The sequence below is a fragment of the Gordonia sp. N1V genome (assembly GCF_029269935.1).
Lineage (GTDB): Bacteria > Actinomycetota > Actinomycetes > Mycobacteriales > Mycobacteriaceae > Gordonia > Gordonia polyisoprenivorans.
Genome location: NZ_JARJDD010000007.1, coordinates 148339 through 166029 on the forward strand (window position 1 = coordinate 148339; position 17691 = coordinate 166029).

A 17691-nucleotide genomic window follows, 5' to 3' on the forward strand; every position below is an offset into this window, starting at 1 on the left:
GTGCCGCACGAACCCGCCGCCACCGATTCCGGGGACGGCGGGTTCGTTCGTCTGCGCTTCGACATCGGTTATGACGGAACCGATTTCGCCGGCTGGGCACGTCAGGTCGGGCAGCGCAGCGTGTGCGGGGTACTCGAGGACACCCTCACCACGGTGCTGCGTGTGCCGATCCGCCTGACCGTCGCCGGACGCACCGACGCGGGCGTGCACGCGACCGGTCAGGTCTGTCACGCCGACATCCCGGCCTCGGCGCTGGAAACGCGCAGTCTGGCCGGCGGTCCTGCGTTGCTCGTCGGTCGGCTGGCCAAGATGCTGCCCGACGATGTGCGCGTCAAGACCGTCACCCCGGTGAGCGAACACTTCGACGCCCGGTTCTCGGCGCTGCGTCGCCACTACCGGTATCGGCTCACCGATGCGGTCTTCGGTGCCGAACCCACCCGGGCGCGGACCACCGCGACGTGGCGTCGCCCACTCGACGTCGAGGCGATGAACGCAGCGTCCTCGACGCTGCTGGGGCTCAACGATTTCGCGGCCTTCTGCCGTCGCCGGGAAGGCGCCACCACGGTCCGCGATCTCCAACGCTTCGCGTGGCGCCGTGACGACGAGGGGGTGCTGATCGGCGAGGTGAGCGCCGATGCGTTCTGCTGGTCGATGGTGCGCTCGCTCGTCGGTGCGGTCGCCTGCGTCGGCGACGGCCGTCGCGATGTCGAATGGTGCCGTGGGTTGTTGGCGCAGCGCGCGCGCAGCAGCGAGGTCCCGGTCGCCCAGGCGCGTGGTCTCTGTCTGGTGGGTGTCGACTACCCGGCGGCCGACGAGTTGTCCGCGCGCAACGCCGTCACGCGTGATGTCCGCGACGCGGTGCCGCCGGTTTCCGGCGGATGCTGCGGGGATTGAGGCCGTTCAGTCCGGGGTGGACGTGTCGGTGAGATAGGCGACGATCATGTCGCCGATCATGCGTCGTTGATGAACGCGTTGGTCGGTGGCGGCGAGATCGCGGTCGAACAGGGTCTTCCACGAGAACCGGTTGGCCACCCGGAAGAAGCAGAAACTGCTGATCGCGAGATGGACGTCGAGGGCATCGACGTCGGTGCGGAACACCCCTTTCTCACGACCCGACTCGAGGATTCGCGACAGCACGTCGAGCGCCGGATTACCCAGCCGCCCAACGCCTGCCGCATGTTTGAGGTGCGCCGCCCGCAGGATGTTCTCACCCGCGACGATGCGGATGAAGTCGGGGTTGCGGTCGTGATGGTCGAAGGTGATCTCGGCGACGTGGCGCAACGCGGCAACCGGGTCGTCGGCGATGTGGGTGACCTTCTGCTCGAGGCGCCGGATACGTCCGTAGGACGCCTCGAGGACGGCTTGGTACAGACCGTCCTTGTCGCCGTAGTAGTAGTAGATCATCCGCTTGGTGGTGTGGGTCTTGGCGGCGATCTCGTCGACCCGCGCACCCGCAAACCCCTTGTCGGCGAACTCTTTCGTCGCGACCTTCACGATGTCGGCCTTGGTGCGTTCGCTGTCGCGGCGTCGGGGTGCGGGATCGGTCACACCATGAACTCTATCGTTCGTTCACTGTGCCGAGGGCGCTCGCCACGACGCCGACAGCGCTCTTCCCGGCGCCGACAGCGCCTCATCGAGCGCTGTCGGGACTGAGCTCAGCGCTGTCGGTGAACTGGCGGGCGCCCTCGGCGTTGTGACGGGCGTCCTCAGGCGGTCCGGCGTTCGGCGAGGTCCTCGGCGGCGATGAGTTCGGCGATGTGGGCGGCCATCCGGTCGGCGTCCGGCTCGATGCCGGTGAACAGCCGCAGCGCGTCGACGGCTTGCCCGACCGCCATCCCGTCGCCCGGCAGGGTGCGTGCGCCGACCGCACGGGCCGACGCGATCAACTCGGTGACGGCCGGACGGTAGACGACGTCGGCGACCCAGAGGTCGGCGCGCAGCAGCGCCGGGTCCACCGCGATGCCGGGGTGATGGGCCATCCCGATCGGGGTGGCGTGCACCAGTCCGTCCGCGCCGGCCAGCGCGGCGGCAACGGAATCGACTCCACCGGAGGTGATCTCGGCATCGAACATGGCGCGCAGGGTGGCGGCGAGTCCGGCGGCCCGGGTGGTGTCGGTGTCGACGAGGTGGAAGTGGGCCACTCCGGTGGTGAGTACGGCATAGGCGACGGCAGCACCTGCTCCGCCGGCGCCGATCTGCACCACCGACTTCCGGGGGGCGGCCGCTGCGCCGAGACCGGCGCCGAGGCCTCGGTCGAAGCTGCGCGCGAACCCCGACCAGTCGGTGTTGTGGCCGATCGCGCGACCGCCGTCGAAGACGACCGTGTTGACCGCACCGAGACGGGCGGCGTCGGGCGAGAGATCGTCGAGATGAGCCAGTATGCGTTGCTTGAACGGATGGGTGACGTTGAGCCCGACGAGCCCGGCGTCGGCGGCGCGGGCCAGCAGCGCCGCGAGGTCGACGGTGGCCGCGGCCGACGCCGGGACGTCGAGGGTCAGATAGGTGTAGTCCAGTCCGTGGTGGGCGGCCTCGCGCTCGTGCATGCCGGGCGTGAGCGACCGGGAGATCCCCTGCCCGATCAGGGCGGCGACCACGGCACCGCCGGATGCGCGGCGGGCTGCGGTGGCGAATTCGATGTCGAACATTGGTGTGTCCTTTGATGATCGGGCCGGGGAATCGTCCCGGAGCCGGGTGTGGGCGAGCGGTGTCAGGCCATCGACGGCGAGGCCGGTGCCGACGCGGTCATGGTGTCGGCTCCTTTGACGGGTTCCTCCCCGAGTCGCATCGTGTCGGTCTTGTGCGTCTCGACCGCGGTGGCGGCAGCGAGTGCGGCAACCACGGCGAAGGCGGCGACGACCACGGCGACCGGGACCCAGCCCATCCGGCCCTCGCCGAGGATCGCCGCGGCGATCAGGGGCAGGAAACCGCTGGCCATGAAGCCGATCTGGGTGCCGATGGCCACGCCCGAGTACCGGACCTTGGCCGGGAACATCTCGGAGTAGAACGACGGCCAGACGGCGTTGGCGGCGGCGTAGACGACGGTCTGGATGATCAGGGTGGCCACGAGGATCGCCCAGAAGGAGCCGGTGGTGATGATCAGCAGGTAAGGGAATGCCAGGATCGCGCAGCCCAGCGCTCCGCCGATGAAGATCGGCTTGCGTCCGATGCGGTCGGCGGCCAGGCCCCACAGCGGCTGGCTGAGCAGCATGACAAGGTTGGCGATGACGCTGACGAGTAACATCGAACTCTTCGAGACGGCGAAGTCGGTGGTGGCGTATTTGAGGGCGAAGGTCGAGAACAGGGTGCTCATGACCGAGATCGTCGAGCAGGCGATCACCCGGACCAGGGCCCGCCAGTGGAAGCGCAGCAGCACCAGCAGCGGGATGTCGGAGACGCCTTCGGTCGAGTCCTTGATCTTCTCGAAGACGGGGGTTTCGGGCATCGTGCGGCGGATCAGGTATGCGACGAACATGACCACGGCGCTGAACCAGAACGGGACACGCCAGCCCCAACTGAGCAGGGTGTCCTCGGGGAGCGCGGCGACGGGGATGAAGGCGAGGGTGCCGACGAGCAGCCCGGCCTGGGTGCCGTTGAGCGTCCAGCTGGCGTAGAACGCGCGCTTGCCCTGGTCGGCGTGTTCGACCGTGAGCGAACTGGCGCCCGATTGCTCGCCTGCCGCCGAAAGTCCTTGCAGCAGGCGAAGAGCGACGAGAGCAATCGGTGCGGCCATGCCGATCGAGTGGTAGTCGGGCAGGCATCCGATCGCGAAGGTGGCCAGGCCCATCAGGATGAGGGTGAACACCAGGACCCGCTGACGGCCGATGCGGTCACCGAAGTGGCCGAGGACCACCGCGCCGACCGGGCGGGCGATGTAGGCGACGCCGAATGTGGCGAAGCTGGCCAGGGTCCCTGCCGTGGGGCTGATGTCGGGGAAGAAGATCTTGTTGAACACCAGCGCCGAGGCGGTGCCGAAGATGAAGAAGTCGTAGTACTCCACCAGGCTGCCCATGAAGCTGGCCAACGCGGCCTTGCGCGGCTGGGCTGCCGGCAGATCGGAAGTGGGTGCGGTCATCGGTCCTCCAAGTTGTGCTCGCCAACACAGGGTGTCGGGCGTGTGACTGACGATACAAAGGACCTTCGTCCCGGTCAAGACAACTAACCAGATCGTTCATAAGGATCTCAATATGCGCAGGTGAGAGCCTTGACAAACTCCACTCATATCAGCGTTCCAGGGAAACTCAATGAACCATCTGGTACATTTTTCTCATCGTGTCCCGGATCACAGGAGGCCATCTCATGTCGCTGACCCGCACCGCGCAGACCGCTTCGGGTGCCCCTGGATCGGCGCTGCCGCTCGGCGCCCGAACGTCGATCGCGACGGTCTGTCTGTCGGGAACTCTCGGCGACAAACTCGACGCCATCGCCCACGCCGGCTTCGACGGGGTGGAGATCTTCGAACCCGATCTGATCGCCGCCCCCGGTCGGCCTGCCGAGCTGGCGCGCGCCACGGCCGATCTCGGACTGGCCATCGACCTCTATCAGCCGTTCCGCGATCTCGACTCCCACAATCCGGACCGATTCCGGCGCAACCTCATTCGCCTCGAGCGCAAATTCGACGTGATGGACGACCTGGGTTGCGACCTATTGCTGGTGTGCTCGTCGCCGCTGGCGTCCGCGGCGTGCGATGACGGACTACTCACCGAACAACTCGCGACCGCGGCGCAGCTCGCCGCGGCGCGTGGCAAGCGACTGGCCTACGAGGCGCTCGCCTGGGGGCATCACGTCAACGACTACCGCCACGCGGCCGCCATCGTTGCCGCCGTGGATGATCCGGCACTCGGTACCTGCCTGGACAGCTTTCACATCCTCTCGCGGGGTGATGACCCGTCCGGTATCGCCGACCTGCCCGGCGACTCGATCTTCTTCCTGCAGCTCGCCGATGCCCCGCGGATGGCGATGGACCTGCTGCAGTGGAGTCGCCATCATCGATGCCTGCCGGGGCAGGGCAACTTCGATCTCGCATCGTTCGCCGACCACGTTCTTGCGGCGGGCTATCGGGGCCCGTGGTCGTTGGAGGTGTTCAGCGATGTCTTCCGCCATGCGGATCCGGTACGTACCGCACGCGATGCGCACCGTTCGCTACGATATCTCGCGGAACTGGTCGGCGCCGGCCGTCCTGGATCATCCGAAACCATTGTGTTGCAGGGGAGTTCGGCGAACGATGAGCAACGGCGGCCCGTCACCGGCGGTGTCGTGTCGATCCGGGTCGCGGCCGGCCCGACCTCGGCTCCCCAACTCGGCGAGGTCCTCGGCGCCATCGGCTTCGATCTGAGCGGCGTCGACAGCTCCACCGGTCTGCAGCTCTACCGTGATGCCGAGTTGGCCGTCGTCGTCGATCCGACCGTCGGCACCGTCTGGACGTCGCCGGGAGCGCCGGCCGACATGCCGACCATCGCGCAAATCGGTTTGCGCAGTGCCGATCCGGAGGCGTGGGCGGCACGTGCCGCGGAGTTCGACGTACCGGTTGCATCGATCGCGGCACCCGGGCCGTCGTCGAAGCCCGAGGCGGCGGTGGAGGTCGTGCGACTCGACGTCACCGACACCCTCGCCGTCGACCTGCGTCCCGCCTTGTCGGCGGGGACCTGGCAGCGCCATTTCGATCTGGTGCCGCGCGAGCCCGCCGCGGTCACCTCGCTCTACACCGGGGTCGACCACATCGGCATCGGCATGAGCCCCGCGGACTGGGAGGCGGCAATGTTGTTGCTGCGCTCGGTATTCGGCATGTCCGTCGAGGAGGGGCTCGACGTGCCCGACGCGGTCGGAACGATGCGCTCGCAGGCACTGACATCGGCAACCGAGAGCGGTGAGCCGATCCGACTCGTCGCGTCCCTGGTGCCGTCGCGACTCGACGGTCACGGCCCGCTGCGCCGGCGTGGCGGACTGACCCATGCGGCATTCGCCTGCGACGACATCATCGCCACCGCCCGCGCATGCCGCTCCCGAGGGCTGATCACACTGCCGATCCCGGAGAACTACTACGACGACCTGCGGGCGCGCTTCGACCTCGATGCCGATCGGATCGATGCGCTACGCCGCTACGACATCCTCTACGACGCCGACGAGACCGGCGGAGAGTTCTTCCACTTCTTCACCCCGACCATCGCCGACGACCTGTTCTTCGAGGTGGTCTGCCGTCGCGGGGGATACCGCGGGTACGGAGAGGCCAACTCGCCGGTGCGGGTGGCCGCGGCGCTCGCCTTCGACGCCTGAACCGGTCTGTCGCGTGTGTGCTCGCCGCTCAGCTGCGGAGCTTGCGTCCCTGCGGGTCGCGGACGCTGCCGGCGAACATCATGATCGCGTCGACGAGGACCCAGATGCCGAAGCCGAGGATCACCAGCCAGCCGACGAGCAGCATGATTCCGCCGAATGCCGCTCCGCCGGTGGAATTGCTGTTGGCCCCGGCGGCAACGACGACGAAACCCACGATCACCAGGAGCCAGCCGACGATGTGGCCGCTCAACTGGATCACAGCCAACTTCATGTCGCCGATGTAGAAACGACCGGCGGCGAAGCCCCCGAGGAACAGCTGCAGCAGGCCTGCGGTCAGCTTGCTCTTGTCCGACAACGGTTCACCGGTCGCCGGGTCGACGTTGAAGTCGCCGTATCCGGGCACCCCACCGTAGGCGGGATACGGGGACTGGCCGGGGGCAACGCCGTACGGCTGGGCGCCGTAGCCCGGCTGCGATCCGAAGCCCGGCTGAGATCCATAACCTGGTTGGGACCCGTACCCGGGCTGGGAACCATAGCCCGGCTGGCCTGCGCCGTACGCCTGGCCCTGACCGCTGTTTCCCGGATACTGCTGATAGCTCATGGCGACCATGTTCTCACGGGGATCGGCGGCAGGGGAGTCGAGCGTAGGTCACCCGATCGACACCTCGTCCCCCGCCCGCAGGTCAGGTTGCGCTGCGCTCGTCCTCGATCGCATCGAGCACCGCCTCGACGGTGTCCTCGTCGCCGACGAACTCCTCCGGCCGGGCACCGCCGGTGGACATCAGATGCCGCCAGTTCTGCGGATCGAAGTCCACCGGCTGCGTGCGCTCGAGGAAGCTGGTGATCACCTGCACGAAACGCTCGGGATCGTCGTGGAAAGGGAAGTGACCGGCGCCGGGGAACGTCGCCAATTCCGAATGCGGGATCGCAGAATGCCCGATCAGCGCATGCTCGTACGGGATGACGGTGTCGAGTTCGCCCCAGACGAACAGCACCGGAAGGCGTTCGGTCAGGTAGCAGCGGTCGAGCATCGTCACCGCCTGACCACGCCAGTCGACCACCGCGCGCAGGGTGCGCAGGAACGCCGCCTGCGCGTGCGGATCGGCGAGATCGCCGAGTACGCGCAAGAGATCCTCGTGGTCGTTGAGCGCCCGGCGCGGTGAGATCTCCTGCGGTACACCGGGAAGGTGGGGCAGGCTGACCAGGGCCTTGGCCGCGCCCTGCAGCGCGGGCATCACCCCGGGTATCCGCAGCAGCGTCAGGACCTCGTTGACCACCGGAAGTGTCACCAGCCGCAATGCCGGATTGACCTCGCGCGTCACACCGCCGGCGGCCACCAACACCAACCGCTCGACGAATCGCGGGAACTGGTAGCAGAACTGCATCGCGACGCCGCCGCCGAGGGAATGGCCGACGACGGTCACCTTCGTGACACCGAGGACGACGAGCAGATCACGCATCCCGTTGGCGAATGCCGGAACCGAGTAGTCCGCGCGGGGTTTGTCCGAGCGGCCGTGGCCGAGGAGGTCGGGCGCGATGACGGTGTAGTGCTGGGCGAGCATCGGGATGACCTCGTCCCAGGTCGAGGAGTTGTCCCCGATGCCGTGGATCAGCAGGAGTGCCGGACCGCTTCCGGCGATGCGGTACGCGCGGCGATAGCCGTGGATCGTGTGGTATTCGATCCGGACCTCGGTGTCGGAGACGGGCCGCAGATTCGGCGTGGACGAACCCGCCGTCTTCGTCCGGCCGGAGGTCGGGGGAGGCTGGGTGGTGGACACGGTCGGCTCCTTGAGGTCACGTCGTCGTGAGAGTCGGCGGGCTGGGGTCGTGCGCGGTGGATTCGCGCCGCATGTTTACGACCGAGTAAACCCCACATGGGCGCGCTCTGCCCAGCATGTTGCATCGAGTTAACGTGGGCATCGACACCCCGGCGGGCCGGGGCCGGTGGTGCTCGCAGCACCTAGGGTGGACCATGATGAACCCCTTCGATGTCGACTCGTTCCTCGCCACCGGCGGCGTGATCGGCCTGTGCGTCCTCATGTTCGTCGAAACCGGCATCCTGATCGGGTTCCTCTTCCCGGGCGATTCGGTATTGTTCACCGCGGGAGTGCTTGCCGCGCAGCCGAATCCGTTCGCGAAGCTGTGGTGGTTATGTCTCGTGGTGCCGCTCGCGGCGGCGGCCGGTGATCAATGTGGCTATTTCCTCGGTCGGCGTCTGGGCCGGTCGGTGATCGAGGGCCGGATGATGCGCGCGGTGGGACCCGAGTACGTCGAGCGCACCCATCGCTATTTCCAGCGCTACGGCCCGCTGACGGTGTTCTTCGGCCGATTCATCGGAGTGGTTCGGACGCTCACTCCGTTGGTCGCCGGATTCAGCGGCATGCCGCATCGGGTGTTCACGCTGTTCTCGTTGCTCGGCAGCGTGGTGTGGGCGGCCGGACTGATCCTGCTCGGCTACTTCCTCGGGCAGGTGCCGTTGATCCGCGACCACCTCGAGGTGTTCATCATCGCCTCGATGCTCACCGTCGTGATCCCGATGGCCGTCGGGATCACCCGACGCTGGCTGGCGCACCGCCGCGAGCGAGCAGAGACGCTTGCCGCCGTCGACCCCGACTCCGACTGACCGTCGCCTTCCTGGCGCCCGGGGCGTGTCCGGCCCGGTTCAGCCGTAGAACGGTTCCTCGCGGCGAACCGTCGGCGCGAACTCGTCGGCGATGGTCGCGGCGAGCTCGACGAACGCCAAACGGGTGGGCTTGCCGACGAGCTCGAGATCGACGTCGGCGCCCTCGGCGAGATGATCGTCGAACGGAATCGTCTGTACCGCACGGCATCGCGTCAGAAAGTGCTGACCCAATTGATCGGTGTCGATGGTCGATGACCCCGGGCGCGACGAGCTGAGTACGACGACCGCGCGCGACACCAGGTGACCGTATCCGTGGGCCTCGAGCCAATCGAGTGTGGCCGAGGCGCTACGGGCGCCGTCCAGCGCCGGCGACGAGACCAGGATGATGGCGTTCGCCAGGTCGAGCACGCCGTTCATCGCCGAGTGGCTCAGGCCGGTTCCGCAGTCGGTGATGATGATGTTGTAGAAGCGTTGGAGGATGGTGACCACGCCGCGGTACTCGTCCTCGCTGAATGCTTCGGCCATGGCCGGGTCCCGTTCGGAGGCAAGTACTTCCAGACGCGACGGTGCCTGTGAGGTGTGGGCGCGCACATCGCTGTAGCGGTAGACGTTGTCGTCGGAGAGCAGATTGCGCACGGTCGACGCCGTCTGCTGCGGGACCCGCTGAGCCAGTGTTCCCAGGTCGGGGTTGGCGTCGACGGCGATCACCCGGTCGCCGCGCAGGGAGGCGAAGGTCGAGCCCAAACCGACTGTCGTGGTGGTCTTTCCGACACCACCCTTCAGGGAGAGCACCGCGATGCGGTAATCACCGCGAACCGGTCGACGCAACCGCTCGAGTAGTTGCTGGTACCGGATCTCGGTGGCGGAGTCGCCGGGATTGATGGTGCCGGCCGAGATCGTGTGCACCGCCCGCCGCCAGCCGCGGGCGGGGGCTCGGCGAGCCTTCCGCAGCAGGGCGACCTCGTCGAGAGCCGGTCCCTGTTGCGGCGTCGGCGACCCGAATCCCATCGGCTGGGCGTAGCCGTTGTCCGGCGGCGGTGCGTAGCCGGCCGGCGCGGGCGGCATGTGCGGGGGCGTCGGTGCGCCGGGGGCCGGACCTGAGGGCACGGGTCCGGGCGGGGTGGGTCCGGTTGGCATGGGGCCGGGCGTGTACCCCTGCGTCGACGGGTCGAACCCGTTGGGCGCGTAGGGGTATCCCGGTGCGGGTTGGTTGTGCTGGGGTGGCTGCGGTGCCTCGTACCGGGGTGTCTGGTATCCGTTTGCCGGGGGAAACGGTGCCTGGTGCGACTGCGGCGGCGGTGCCGGCGCCGGCGGAGTGGAAGCGTTCGGCGGTGCCGGGTGCTCCGGTGCTGCATCGGTGGGGGCCGGCCCGGCGGGTGCTCCGTCGGTCGGTGTGCCCGGCGCCGCGGATTCGGTCGGCGACGGGGGAATCGGTTGTCGGTCGGCGCCGAACCCGGCAACGGCCTCGCCCGGTGCTTCGGGTCCGTGTGCGGGTTCGGTCGGTGCATCGCCGGTTCGTGACGCGTCCTCGGGAGGTGCGAACTGCAACCATGGTGGGGTTGCGGGCATCATCGCCGATGGATGTCCGTTGTTCTCGTGCGTCATCGCTTCCCCCTGCAAGGTGATTCCGGTGACATGGGTCCGCCCGCTCGGCGGGACGGACGTCACCACGCTGGGGAGTGTACCCATGGGTGTCGGATCGTGAATGGTGAGCGTCACACCGAGCAACGATCCGGGTCGGGGGCGGTGACGACGGAGCGTCGTAAGAGGCCCGTGACAGCAAGAGGGCTCCGACGACTCCGGGGTTATCCCCAGACATCACGCGCAAACCGGACACCGCATGTGATCTGTGGCATCATCTCAACACCGTCAGCGGAGGTCATCGGCAACGGTCGAAAAAGTTCCGGTCGAGTGGGAACCCTGACCGCTCCCGCTGCGTCCAACCAGGACATCGCACATCAGCGGCGGCGCGGACGCCGCTGCGGTACAGGGAGTAATCGACGTGGGGGAGGGCCGATGACCGGCGAGGATCTCGGTGGTGGGGTCGAGGAGACATCCTCGGCGCGATCGCGGGATGGGGCGATCTCGGTGATCACGACGCCGGCGGGCCTGCCGCTGGCGGTGCGTATCGACGACACCCAGCTGCGCAAACATCCCCAGGCCGTGGCCGACGACGTTCTTCGACTGTGTCAACAGTCGGCGATGGCTTCGGCGATCCGGCTGCGCGCCCGGCTGCTCGATTCCGGGACGCCGTCGGAGGTGGTCGAGTCGCTCGGTCTGCCCAGGCCCGACGATCTGGCCGGCGCCGAGCTGCGCGACGACGACGAGGCCGACGCCCCCGCCTCCTGGCTCAGGTCGGTGTGAGTGCGATGAACTGGGCGATGGACGAACTCGAATCCCGCGCGACCACCCAACTGGGCCGTCTACACGACTTCTCCGACGAGCTGGCGCGGATCCGGGTCCGGGAGAGCTCCGCAGACGATCTGATCACCGTGGAGGTCGATGGATCCGGGACGATGACGGGGCTGTGGCTCGCCGATGGGGCAGGCGAGCTCGGTGGCGCCCGCCTCGGCTCCGGGATCGTGGCGACGGCCATGCTCGCCGCCCAACGAGCATTCGCCCGACGAGCTGCGATGACCGAGGACTTCACCGCGTCATTCGCGGAGTTGGTGCAGTCGCGGCCGGACGGGTCGCGGTGACCGACCGCGCGGTGACATCGACGAGCGTGACTGAAGTCGACGACGTGGCTGTAGATGACATGGCTGTAGATGACATGGCAGTAGATGACATGGCAAGGGGGAGAACATGAATCATGTGACGGTGACACCGGAGGTCCTCGAGGGCTTCGCGGCGACCAACGCCGCGATCGGTACTGCGGTGGCTGCGGCTGGGTCGGTCAACGCCGCCGCGAACACGGCGGTCATGATCCCCGTGTTCGGACTGATCGGGCAAGAATTCCTCGCGGCATTCATTGCTGCACAGGCCAATCATCTGTTCGCGGTGGGCAATCTGGCCGCCGTCCACGCGGCGACTGCGGCGAGCGCACTCGGCGGCCTCGCCGAATTCGAGGCCGTCGACGCCGCCTCCGCCGCAACCCTGCGGTCGGTGCTGTGAGTCAACCGTCCGTCTCCGGGCAGCCCACCTCCGGGCCGCCCGAGTTCCCGGCGCTCACCGAGATGTCGGTCAACGACATGATCGCGGCGACACCGCTCGGACCGATCCTCGACCGGCCGGTCGGCGACGTGCTGGCGGGGTTGGGACTTCCGCCGCTGCCCGAGTTCCCGCCGTTGCCACCGCTTCCAGGGCTGCCGCCACTACCGGTCATCGACGTCGGTCTGCTCGTCAAACCGATCACCGATCTGCTCAGCAGCTTCGGGACCGGCGACCTGTCGGCGGCCGACTTCGATCCGACGGTCATCTTCCAGGGGCTGTCCACGATGCTCGAGTCGTCGATGTCGATGGCGCAGGCCGCCCTGAAGATCGCCGACGAGGTGTGGGGCGGGCAGAGCGCGGTGTCGGCCGCTGCGAAAACCGGTGAGGCGAGCGTCAACAGTGGGCAACTCGCAGCCCAGGGCAGCGGCATGTCCTTCGACATCCAGGCCGCCGCGGGCATCGTCGCCGCCGGTGTGGCAACCCTGCAGGCCATCCTGGCCGCCACCATCGCCAAGATCACCGCGGCCGTCTCGTTCACCGGGCCGGCGGCCCTGCCACTCGCAGTGAGCCTGGCCGGCCTCGGACTGTCCGAGGCGACCGCCGCCGTCGCTGCCACGCGGGCCCAATTGCTGGCTCCCACAACCCACATGACCGTGAACGGAGCGCCGGTGCCGGTCACCAACGCGCCCACCGGCGCAGCCGGTGCTGCGCAGTCACCGTTTGCCCTCGCCGGCACGATCCTCGACGCGGTGTCCCCGGTGGTCTCCACGGCCACCGAGATCCCCTCGATGCTCACCGCACCACTGCAGCAGGTGCTGGCCGCCGACGATACGGCGGTCCGGCCGGCCGCATATGTCGCGCCGAAGGACGGCGCCGGTGGGCCTTCCGGGCCCGGCGGCGGCCCGGCCGGTCTGGGTGCGATGCCGATGGGCGCCGGTGGTGCCGGCCGCGGCGGTGGTGGTGGGGCCGGTGGTACGGCGATCACCGCGCCGCTGGGCGCGGCCCGTTCCGGGATGCCCGTCGTCGGTGCCACCGAACCGGCGAGCTACACCCCGGCCTCGCCGGCGCGTGCGGTTTCGGGGACCGCCACCCCGATGCCGGCATCGATGGCGCCCATGGCCGCCGCCGGGGCCGCGCGCGGGGCCGGGGCGTCCGACGACACCCACGAGGTTCCGGACTATCTGGTGACCGAGGACAACGGAAAGCAGATGGTCGGCGGCGTCGCCGACGTCGCTCCCGCCGTGCTCGGTGCCGACGCCGACCCGGAGACCCCGCCCGACATCGAATTACGACTCGGTCCGGCCGGGCCGCTCTCGCCCCGATGAGTCCAGTTCTCGGCACCGTCAGAAAGGCCATCCGATGACACCGTCACCCACCAGCGGCAATCTCGATGTGGATCCGCATGAGTTGTCCAGGGCCTGCGCTGATCTCGAACGTCTGGCGCTGTCCCTGGAAGAAGCGGTCGGACGACTTGCCCCGGAGGCCGCCGTCGACGCCCCCGGTCGAGACGAGGTGTCGGTGACCACCGCGGCGTCGGCCACCGCAGTGGCCGGGCGCTTCGCCGAAGACGCGACCTCCGGCATCCGACAACTGCGCAACATCGCGGCGATGCTGCGGTCCCACGCCGGTGGCCTCGCCGACGCCGACGATCAGGCCGCGTCCGGTCTGCGGACCTGACGGCCGCCCCCGGACACGGCGACCGCTCGACCATCCGAACCCCATCCGTAGACCATCATCCCGACCGACCGACCGACCGAGCAGCCGAGAGGAGTGGGCATGACCGGATTCACCGGAGTCCTCTGGGACACCCGTACCAGTCGCCGGCTCGCGAGCGACCTCGTCGAGGGACCCGGAGCGGCGCCATTCGCCGACGCCGCGATCGCGTGGGGTGCGCTCGCCGGTGAGTTCGCTGGGGCCGCAACCGAATACGGCGCCGTCCTCACGCGACTGCGGGCCGACTGGGAATCCGGCGCAGCCACCGAAGCCATCGAACGTCTCACCGGTCTCCTCGGATGGCTGACCGACATGGCAGCGCAGGCCGCCGAGGCTGCGGCGGTGACCGAGGCGCAGTCTCTCGCCGTGTCGGTGGCGCGCCTGGCGATGCCGAGCACCGCCGAGGTCGACCTCGCCGACACACTCGCCCACGGTGCGGCAGTGGTCGCCTCGGTTGCGCCGATCGCCACTGGGGCGGCCGCGCATGCCGAACGCGCGGTCCACGATCAACGGATGCGCGCGGCGCGGGTGATGGAGGCCTACGAAACCGCCGCCGAGCCGCTGGCACAGCCGTGGCGAGCTGCCCACGCCGCACCACAACTGGTGCCCGACACCCCGCCGGCGACCGCGCCCAGCCGACCTCCGCAGACTCCGGCTACCGCTGCCACCGCGGGTCACGGGTCCGCCTCGGCCGCGGGAGTCGTTGCGGCGACGATGCTCTCGGCGCCGACTCCCCGGGGCGCGTATACGCCGACGATGGTGGCCTCGGCGCCCACCGGGTCGCCCACGACGGCCACCACCGCCGGCGCGGGTCAGGCGGGATCGGGGATGCCCGGCGCGCCGTCCGCGGTACCGCCGCCCATGGCGCCGATGACCTCGACGGCATCGATGGGCGACCGCGTGGTCCGTGTCGACACCCAGGCACAGGTCGAGACCGGGCAGGCCGAGGCATCCCCACGCCCTCCGGAAACCTGGGCCGAGGTCGCCGCACAATCGAGCACGGCGCTCGACCCCCGATACGTCGAGCAGACCCTCACCCTCGACACGGGGAGGACGCCATGATCGTGACCTCCACCGATTCCCGTCGCCTCGAGATCGCGGTGGTGCGCCGACTCGGGCAACGATGCGGGGTCACCACCTGGCCCGTGGTCCTGGATCTCTGGACACCGGCGGCCGACGGTGCGCACGACGAGCCCCGAGGCATCGCCCGCGACCTTGCCGACCCGGACAACGCCACCCTGGACCGCGTCATCGCGCAGGCGGGACTGTTCGACAGCAGCGGCCCCACGCTGTGGGCCGATACGGTGCTCGGGGTGCTCGCCCACCCGGACCGCGAACTCGAGATCCGAGGTTTCGCCACCGAGTCGACGGTTCGCGCCTGCGTGGCGCGGCGCGGGCACGACCACGTCCTTGCGGTGCGCCGAGGTGATCACGTGGAGCTCGCCGTTCTCGACGTGCGCGACACCACTGCTCTGGCCGGCGTCGTTCGCGCGACGTGCGGCCCGCATGACGCGCTGGACTTCACCGAGACCAGCGTCCCCACCCGCGAACTGACCGAGAGGTTGGGTCACTGCGCCGACGCTCCCGGTGTTGTTGCGGCACTGCGTGCATGGGGCGCCACGGCCGCCGACGCCACCCGGGTGGCCGACGCGTTGCTGTCCTGCGACGTGCGGTGGGAGATCGTGGCCACCTCGCGTGCCGACGGCGTCCTCACCCAGACTTCTGGGGCCATCGGGATCATCGACTCGCGTGCGGGTCGAATTCTGATGGGCCTCAGCAGATCTCCCGACGACAGATTGTGGACCACCATCACCCCGGGGACGGGGCATCGGATCGGTGCGGCCGTGGATCGGCTGATCGACACCCTGCCCGGACAACGGTGGTTCCCATGAGTCGACGGGACTTCCCCATCGAGATCTTCGCCGGGGGACATCAGCGCCTGTCCGCACGGACAGCGCTTCGGGGGCATCGCGACGACGGTGCCGACATCTATGAGGAGGAGCACCATGAATCTCGATGGAGCAGTTGACGTCGACGTCGAGTCAGGCTTGGCCACAGCACAATCGGTCTCGCAGATCGTCGACGACATGCAGGCGGTGATCCGCCAGATCGCCACCGCGGCGTCGTCGGGCGTGTCCAGCTGGAACGGCCGGGCGTCCAACGCATTCGACAACACCCACGCCGACTGGAACTCGTCGGCGACGGCGCTCAACGCCGCGCTCGACGACATCCGAAACCAGCTGACCGCCGGTTTCAGCGGCTACGACGACCAGGATTCGCAGGCCGCGGGCGGCTTCGGCGCCGAGGGGCCGCTGCGTCTGTAAGCCCTGGCGCAGGCGCACCCCACCATCGACCCCTACCGCGTTCGACCACTACCGCGCTCGACCACCACCGCGCTCGACCACTGCCAGGCTCGGCACATCTGATCACGACCTCATCTGACCGAAAGGACTTCCCATGTCCGGGAGAATCAAGTACGACTTCGCCGCCCTCGGCGACCTCGAAGGGGGGCTGAACGCCCAGTTCGGCCGCCTCGAAGACCTGGCGTCGCAGCTGAAATCGCAAGTCGCCGCACTCGACGGTAATTGGCGCTCGCCCGGCGCGAAGCAGGCTTACGACGCCGCCCAGCAGAACTGGGACCGCGTGTTCATACAGGCCCGCGAGCAGTTGCTCGGCATCCAACGCGGCGTCACCAATGCGCGGACGGTGATGAACGAGACCGATACCTCGATCGCACGCGGCTTCGGCGGGCTCGTCTAGACCCGCCGCAACGGGCCCGGCCCACACCTTCGCTGCCGCGGGGCACCGGCACCGAAGGCGTGGGCATCGGCTCGTCATCCGTCGGCGAGGGCTCGGCGGCGGCGCTCGCGCCGGTGCCGATGGTGGTGTCGCGGTGGGCGTTGATGCCCTAGAGTTCGCGATGTTGTGCCGTCATGCCGGGTTCCCGGCGAATGGGAGGATCAGCTCGTGTCCGCCGAAGGTTCCAAGAAGGCGATCGTCGCCGCCCTGACCGCCAATGCCGGTATCGCGATCGCCAAGTTCGTCGGGTTCGCCGTCACCGGCTCGTCGTCGATGCTCGCCGAGGGCGTGCACTCGGTCGCCGATACGGCCAATCAGGGTCTACTGCTGCTCGGGCAACAACGTGCGGCCCGCCGGGCCGATCGGCTGCATCCCTTCGGGTATGGGCGCGACCGGTATTTCTACTCGTTCATCGTCGCACTCGTGATCTTCGCTCTCGGTTCGCTTTTCGCGCTCTACGAGGGCGTCGAGAAGATCATTCACGCCCACGACCACGGGCTCGAGTCGCCGCTCGTCGCGGTCGTCATCCTGCTCGTCGCGATCTGCCTGGAGAGCTACAGCTTCGCCACCGCATTCCGCGAGTCGCGGCCATTGAAGGGGTCGGCGAGCTGGTGGCGGTTCATCCGCAACTCTCGCAACCCCGAACTGCCCGTCGTCCTGCTCGAGGACAGCGGAGCCCTCATCGGTCTCGTCCTCGCCCTCGGCGGCGTGGGCTTGACGATGGCGACCGGCGACGCGATTTGGGACGGCATCGGGACGGTCTGCATCGGAGTGTTGCTGGGGGCCATCGCGATCGTACTCATCGTGGAGATGAAGAGCCTGTTGATCGGTGAGGGCGCGACCGAGACCGAGGAGGCCGCGATCATGACAGCGCTCGCCACCGACGGCGTCGACCGCGTCATCCACATCAAGACCCAGTATCTCGGCCCGGAGGAGATGCTGGTGGCCGCGAAAATCGCGATGCCACCGGACGCCGGCCTGCAGACCGTGGCCAATACCATCGACGCCGCCGAGACCAGGGTGCGTGCGGCGGTACCGCAGGCCCGCATCATCTACCTCGAACCCGACATCGACCGCAGCGATCCGCCGGCCCGATCCGCACCGAAATCCCGGTAAGTCGTGATCGCGTCGAT

Annotated in this window: 19 protein-coding genes; 13 read left to right on the forward strand and 6 right to left on the reverse strand. The window is 68.6% G+C overall.

Annotated elements, in window-relative coordinates; genetic code table 11:
- Positions 1-894 carry a tRNA pseudouridine(38-40) synthase TruA gene (gene truA / locus P3L18_RS11540; protein WP_276114119.1) on the forward strand — a complete coding sequence of 298 codons (894 nt, stop codon included), beginning with the start codon at positions 1-3 and terminating at the stop codon, positions 892-894.
- 6 nt (positions 895-900) lie between these two features.
- Here truA and P3L18_RS11545 read toward each other — a convergent pair whose 3' ends face one another.
- From P3L18_RS11545 to P3L18_RS11555, 3 genes are all read right to left on the reverse strand, one after another.
- Positions 901-1548 (reverse strand): TetR/AcrR family transcriptional regulator, encoded by a 648-nt coding sequence (locus tag P3L18_RS11545; RefSeq protein ID WP_014360933.1) that lies wholly within the window; start codon positions 1546-1548, stop codon positions 901-903.
- Between the two features lie 158 nt (positions 1549-1706).
- Positions 1707-2645, reverse strand: a complete 939-nt coding sequence (locus tag P3L18_RS11550) for a shikimate dehydrogenase (protein ID WP_079930628.1) — start codon at positions 2643-2645, stop codon at positions 1707-1709.
- Between the two features lie 62 nt (positions 2646-2707).
- The gene (locus P3L18_RS11555; protein ID WP_079930627.1) at positions 2708-4072 is read right to left on the reverse strand and encodes an MFS transporter; all 1365 of its coding nucleotides are present in this window, start codon (positions 4070-4072) and stop codon (positions 2708-2710) included.
- Between the two features lie 224 nt (positions 4073-4296).
- On the opposite strand from P3L18_RS11555, the gene P3L18_RS11560 reads away from it, so the two are divergent.
- Positions 4297-6270 carry a sugar phosphate isomerase/epimerase and 4-hydroxyphenylpyruvate domain-containing protein gene (locus P3L18_RS11560; RefSeq protein ID WP_276114120.1) on the forward strand — a complete coding sequence of 658 codons (1974 nt, stop codon included), beginning with the start codon at positions 4297-4299 and terminating at the stop codon, positions 6268-6270.
- Between the two features lie 28 nt (positions 6271-6298).
- Here P3L18_RS11560 and P3L18_RS11565 read toward each other — a convergent pair whose 3' ends face one another.
- Together P3L18_RS11565 and P3L18_RS11570 are read right to left on the reverse strand one after the other, a co-directional pair.
- Positions 6299-6871, reverse strand: a complete 573-nt coding sequence (locus P3L18_RS11565) for an NINE protein (RefSeq protein WP_271353842.1) — start codon at positions 6869-6871, stop codon at positions 6299-6301.
- An 82-nt stretch (positions 6872-6953) separates the two neighbouring features.
- Positions 6954-8048, reverse strand: a complete 1095-nt coding sequence (locus tag P3L18_RS11570) for an alpha/beta hydrolase (protein WP_020170483.1) — start codon at positions 8046-8048, stop codon at positions 6954-6956.
- Between the two features lie 197 nt (positions 8049-8245).
- Between P3L18_RS11570 and P3L18_RS11575 the strand changes: the two genes are divergently transcribed.
- Positions 8246-8893, forward strand: a complete 648-nt coding sequence (locus P3L18_RS11575; RefSeq protein WP_276114121.1) for a DedA family protein — start codon at positions 8246-8248, stop codon at positions 8891-8893.
- Between the two features lie 39 nt (positions 8894-8932).
- Here P3L18_RS11575 and P3L18_RS11580 read toward each other — a convergent pair whose 3' ends face one another.
- Positions 8933-10498 carry an AAA family ATPase gene (locus P3L18_RS11580; RefSeq protein ID WP_276114180.1) on the reverse strand — a complete coding sequence of 522 codons (1566 nt, stop codon included), beginning with the start codon at positions 10496-10498 and terminating at the stop codon, positions 8933-8935.
- A gap of 411 nt (positions 10499-10909) precedes the next feature.
- On the opposite strand from P3L18_RS11580, the gene P3L18_RS11585 reads away from it, so the two are divergent.
- The 10 genes from P3L18_RS11585 (at position 10910) to P3L18_RS11630 (ending at position 17674) form a co-directional block, all read left to right on the forward strand.
- Entirely contained in the window at positions 10910-11257 is a 348-nt protein-coding gene (locus P3L18_RS11585) for a hypothetical protein (RefSeq protein ID WP_276114122.1), read from the forward strand.
- 5 nt (positions 11258-11262) lie between these two features.
- Complete coding sequence (locus P3L18_RS11590; RefSeq protein ID WP_079930624.1) at positions 11263-11592, forward strand: hypothetical protein; 330 nt, start codon at positions 11263-11265, stop codon at positions 11590-11592.
- Positions 11593-11698: 106 nt separating this feature from the next.
- Complete coding sequence (locus P3L18_RS11595; RefSeq protein WP_006370374.1) at positions 11699-12007, forward strand: type VII secretion target; 309 nt, start codon at positions 11699-11701, stop codon at positions 12005-12007.
- Complete coding sequence (locus P3L18_RS11600; protein WP_276114123.1) at positions 12004-13371, forward strand: hypothetical protein; 1368 nt, start codon at positions 12004-12006, stop codon at positions 13369-13371. The genes P3L18_RS11595 and P3L18_RS11600 overlap by 4 nt, the downstream gene beginning before the upstream one ends.
- Before the next feature lie 34 nt (positions 13372-13405).
- Entirely contained in the window at positions 13406-13723 is a 318-nt protein-coding gene (locus P3L18_RS11605; RefSeq protein WP_208792102.1) for a PE family protein, read from the forward strand.
- Between the two features lie 99 nt (positions 13724-13822).
- Positions 13823-14821 carry a PPE domain-containing protein gene (locus tag P3L18_RS11610; protein ID WP_276114124.1) on the forward strand — a complete coding sequence of 333 codons (999 nt, stop codon included), beginning with the start codon at positions 13823-13825 and terminating at the stop codon, positions 14819-14821.
- The gene (locus P3L18_RS11615; protein ID WP_276114125.1) at positions 14818-15651 is read left to right on the forward strand and encodes an ESX secretion-associated protein EspG; all 834 of its coding nucleotides are present in this window, start codon (positions 14818-14820) and stop codon (positions 15649-15651) included. The genes P3L18_RS11610 and P3L18_RS11615 overlap by 4 nt, the downstream gene beginning before the upstream one ends.
- A 114-nt stretch (positions 15652-15765) precedes the next feature.
- Positions 15766-16083, forward strand: a complete 318-nt coding sequence (locus P3L18_RS11620; protein ID WP_079930618.1) for a WXG100 family type VII secretion target — start codon at positions 15766-15768, stop codon at positions 16081-16083.
- Positions 16084-16216: 133 nt separating this feature from the next.
- A complete protein-coding gene (locus P3L18_RS11625; RefSeq protein WP_276114126.1) occupies positions 16217-16519 on the forward strand; it encodes a WXG100 family type VII secretion target in 303 nt (100 codons plus the stop codon).
- 207 nt (positions 16520-16726) lie between these two features.
- Positions 16727-17674 carry a cation diffusion facilitator family transporter gene (locus P3L18_RS11630; RefSeq protein WP_079930616.1) on the forward strand — a complete coding sequence of 316 codons (948 nt, stop codon included), beginning with the start codon at positions 16727-16729 and terminating at the stop codon, positions 17672-17674.
- Positions 17675-17691 lie beyond the last annotated feature (17 nt).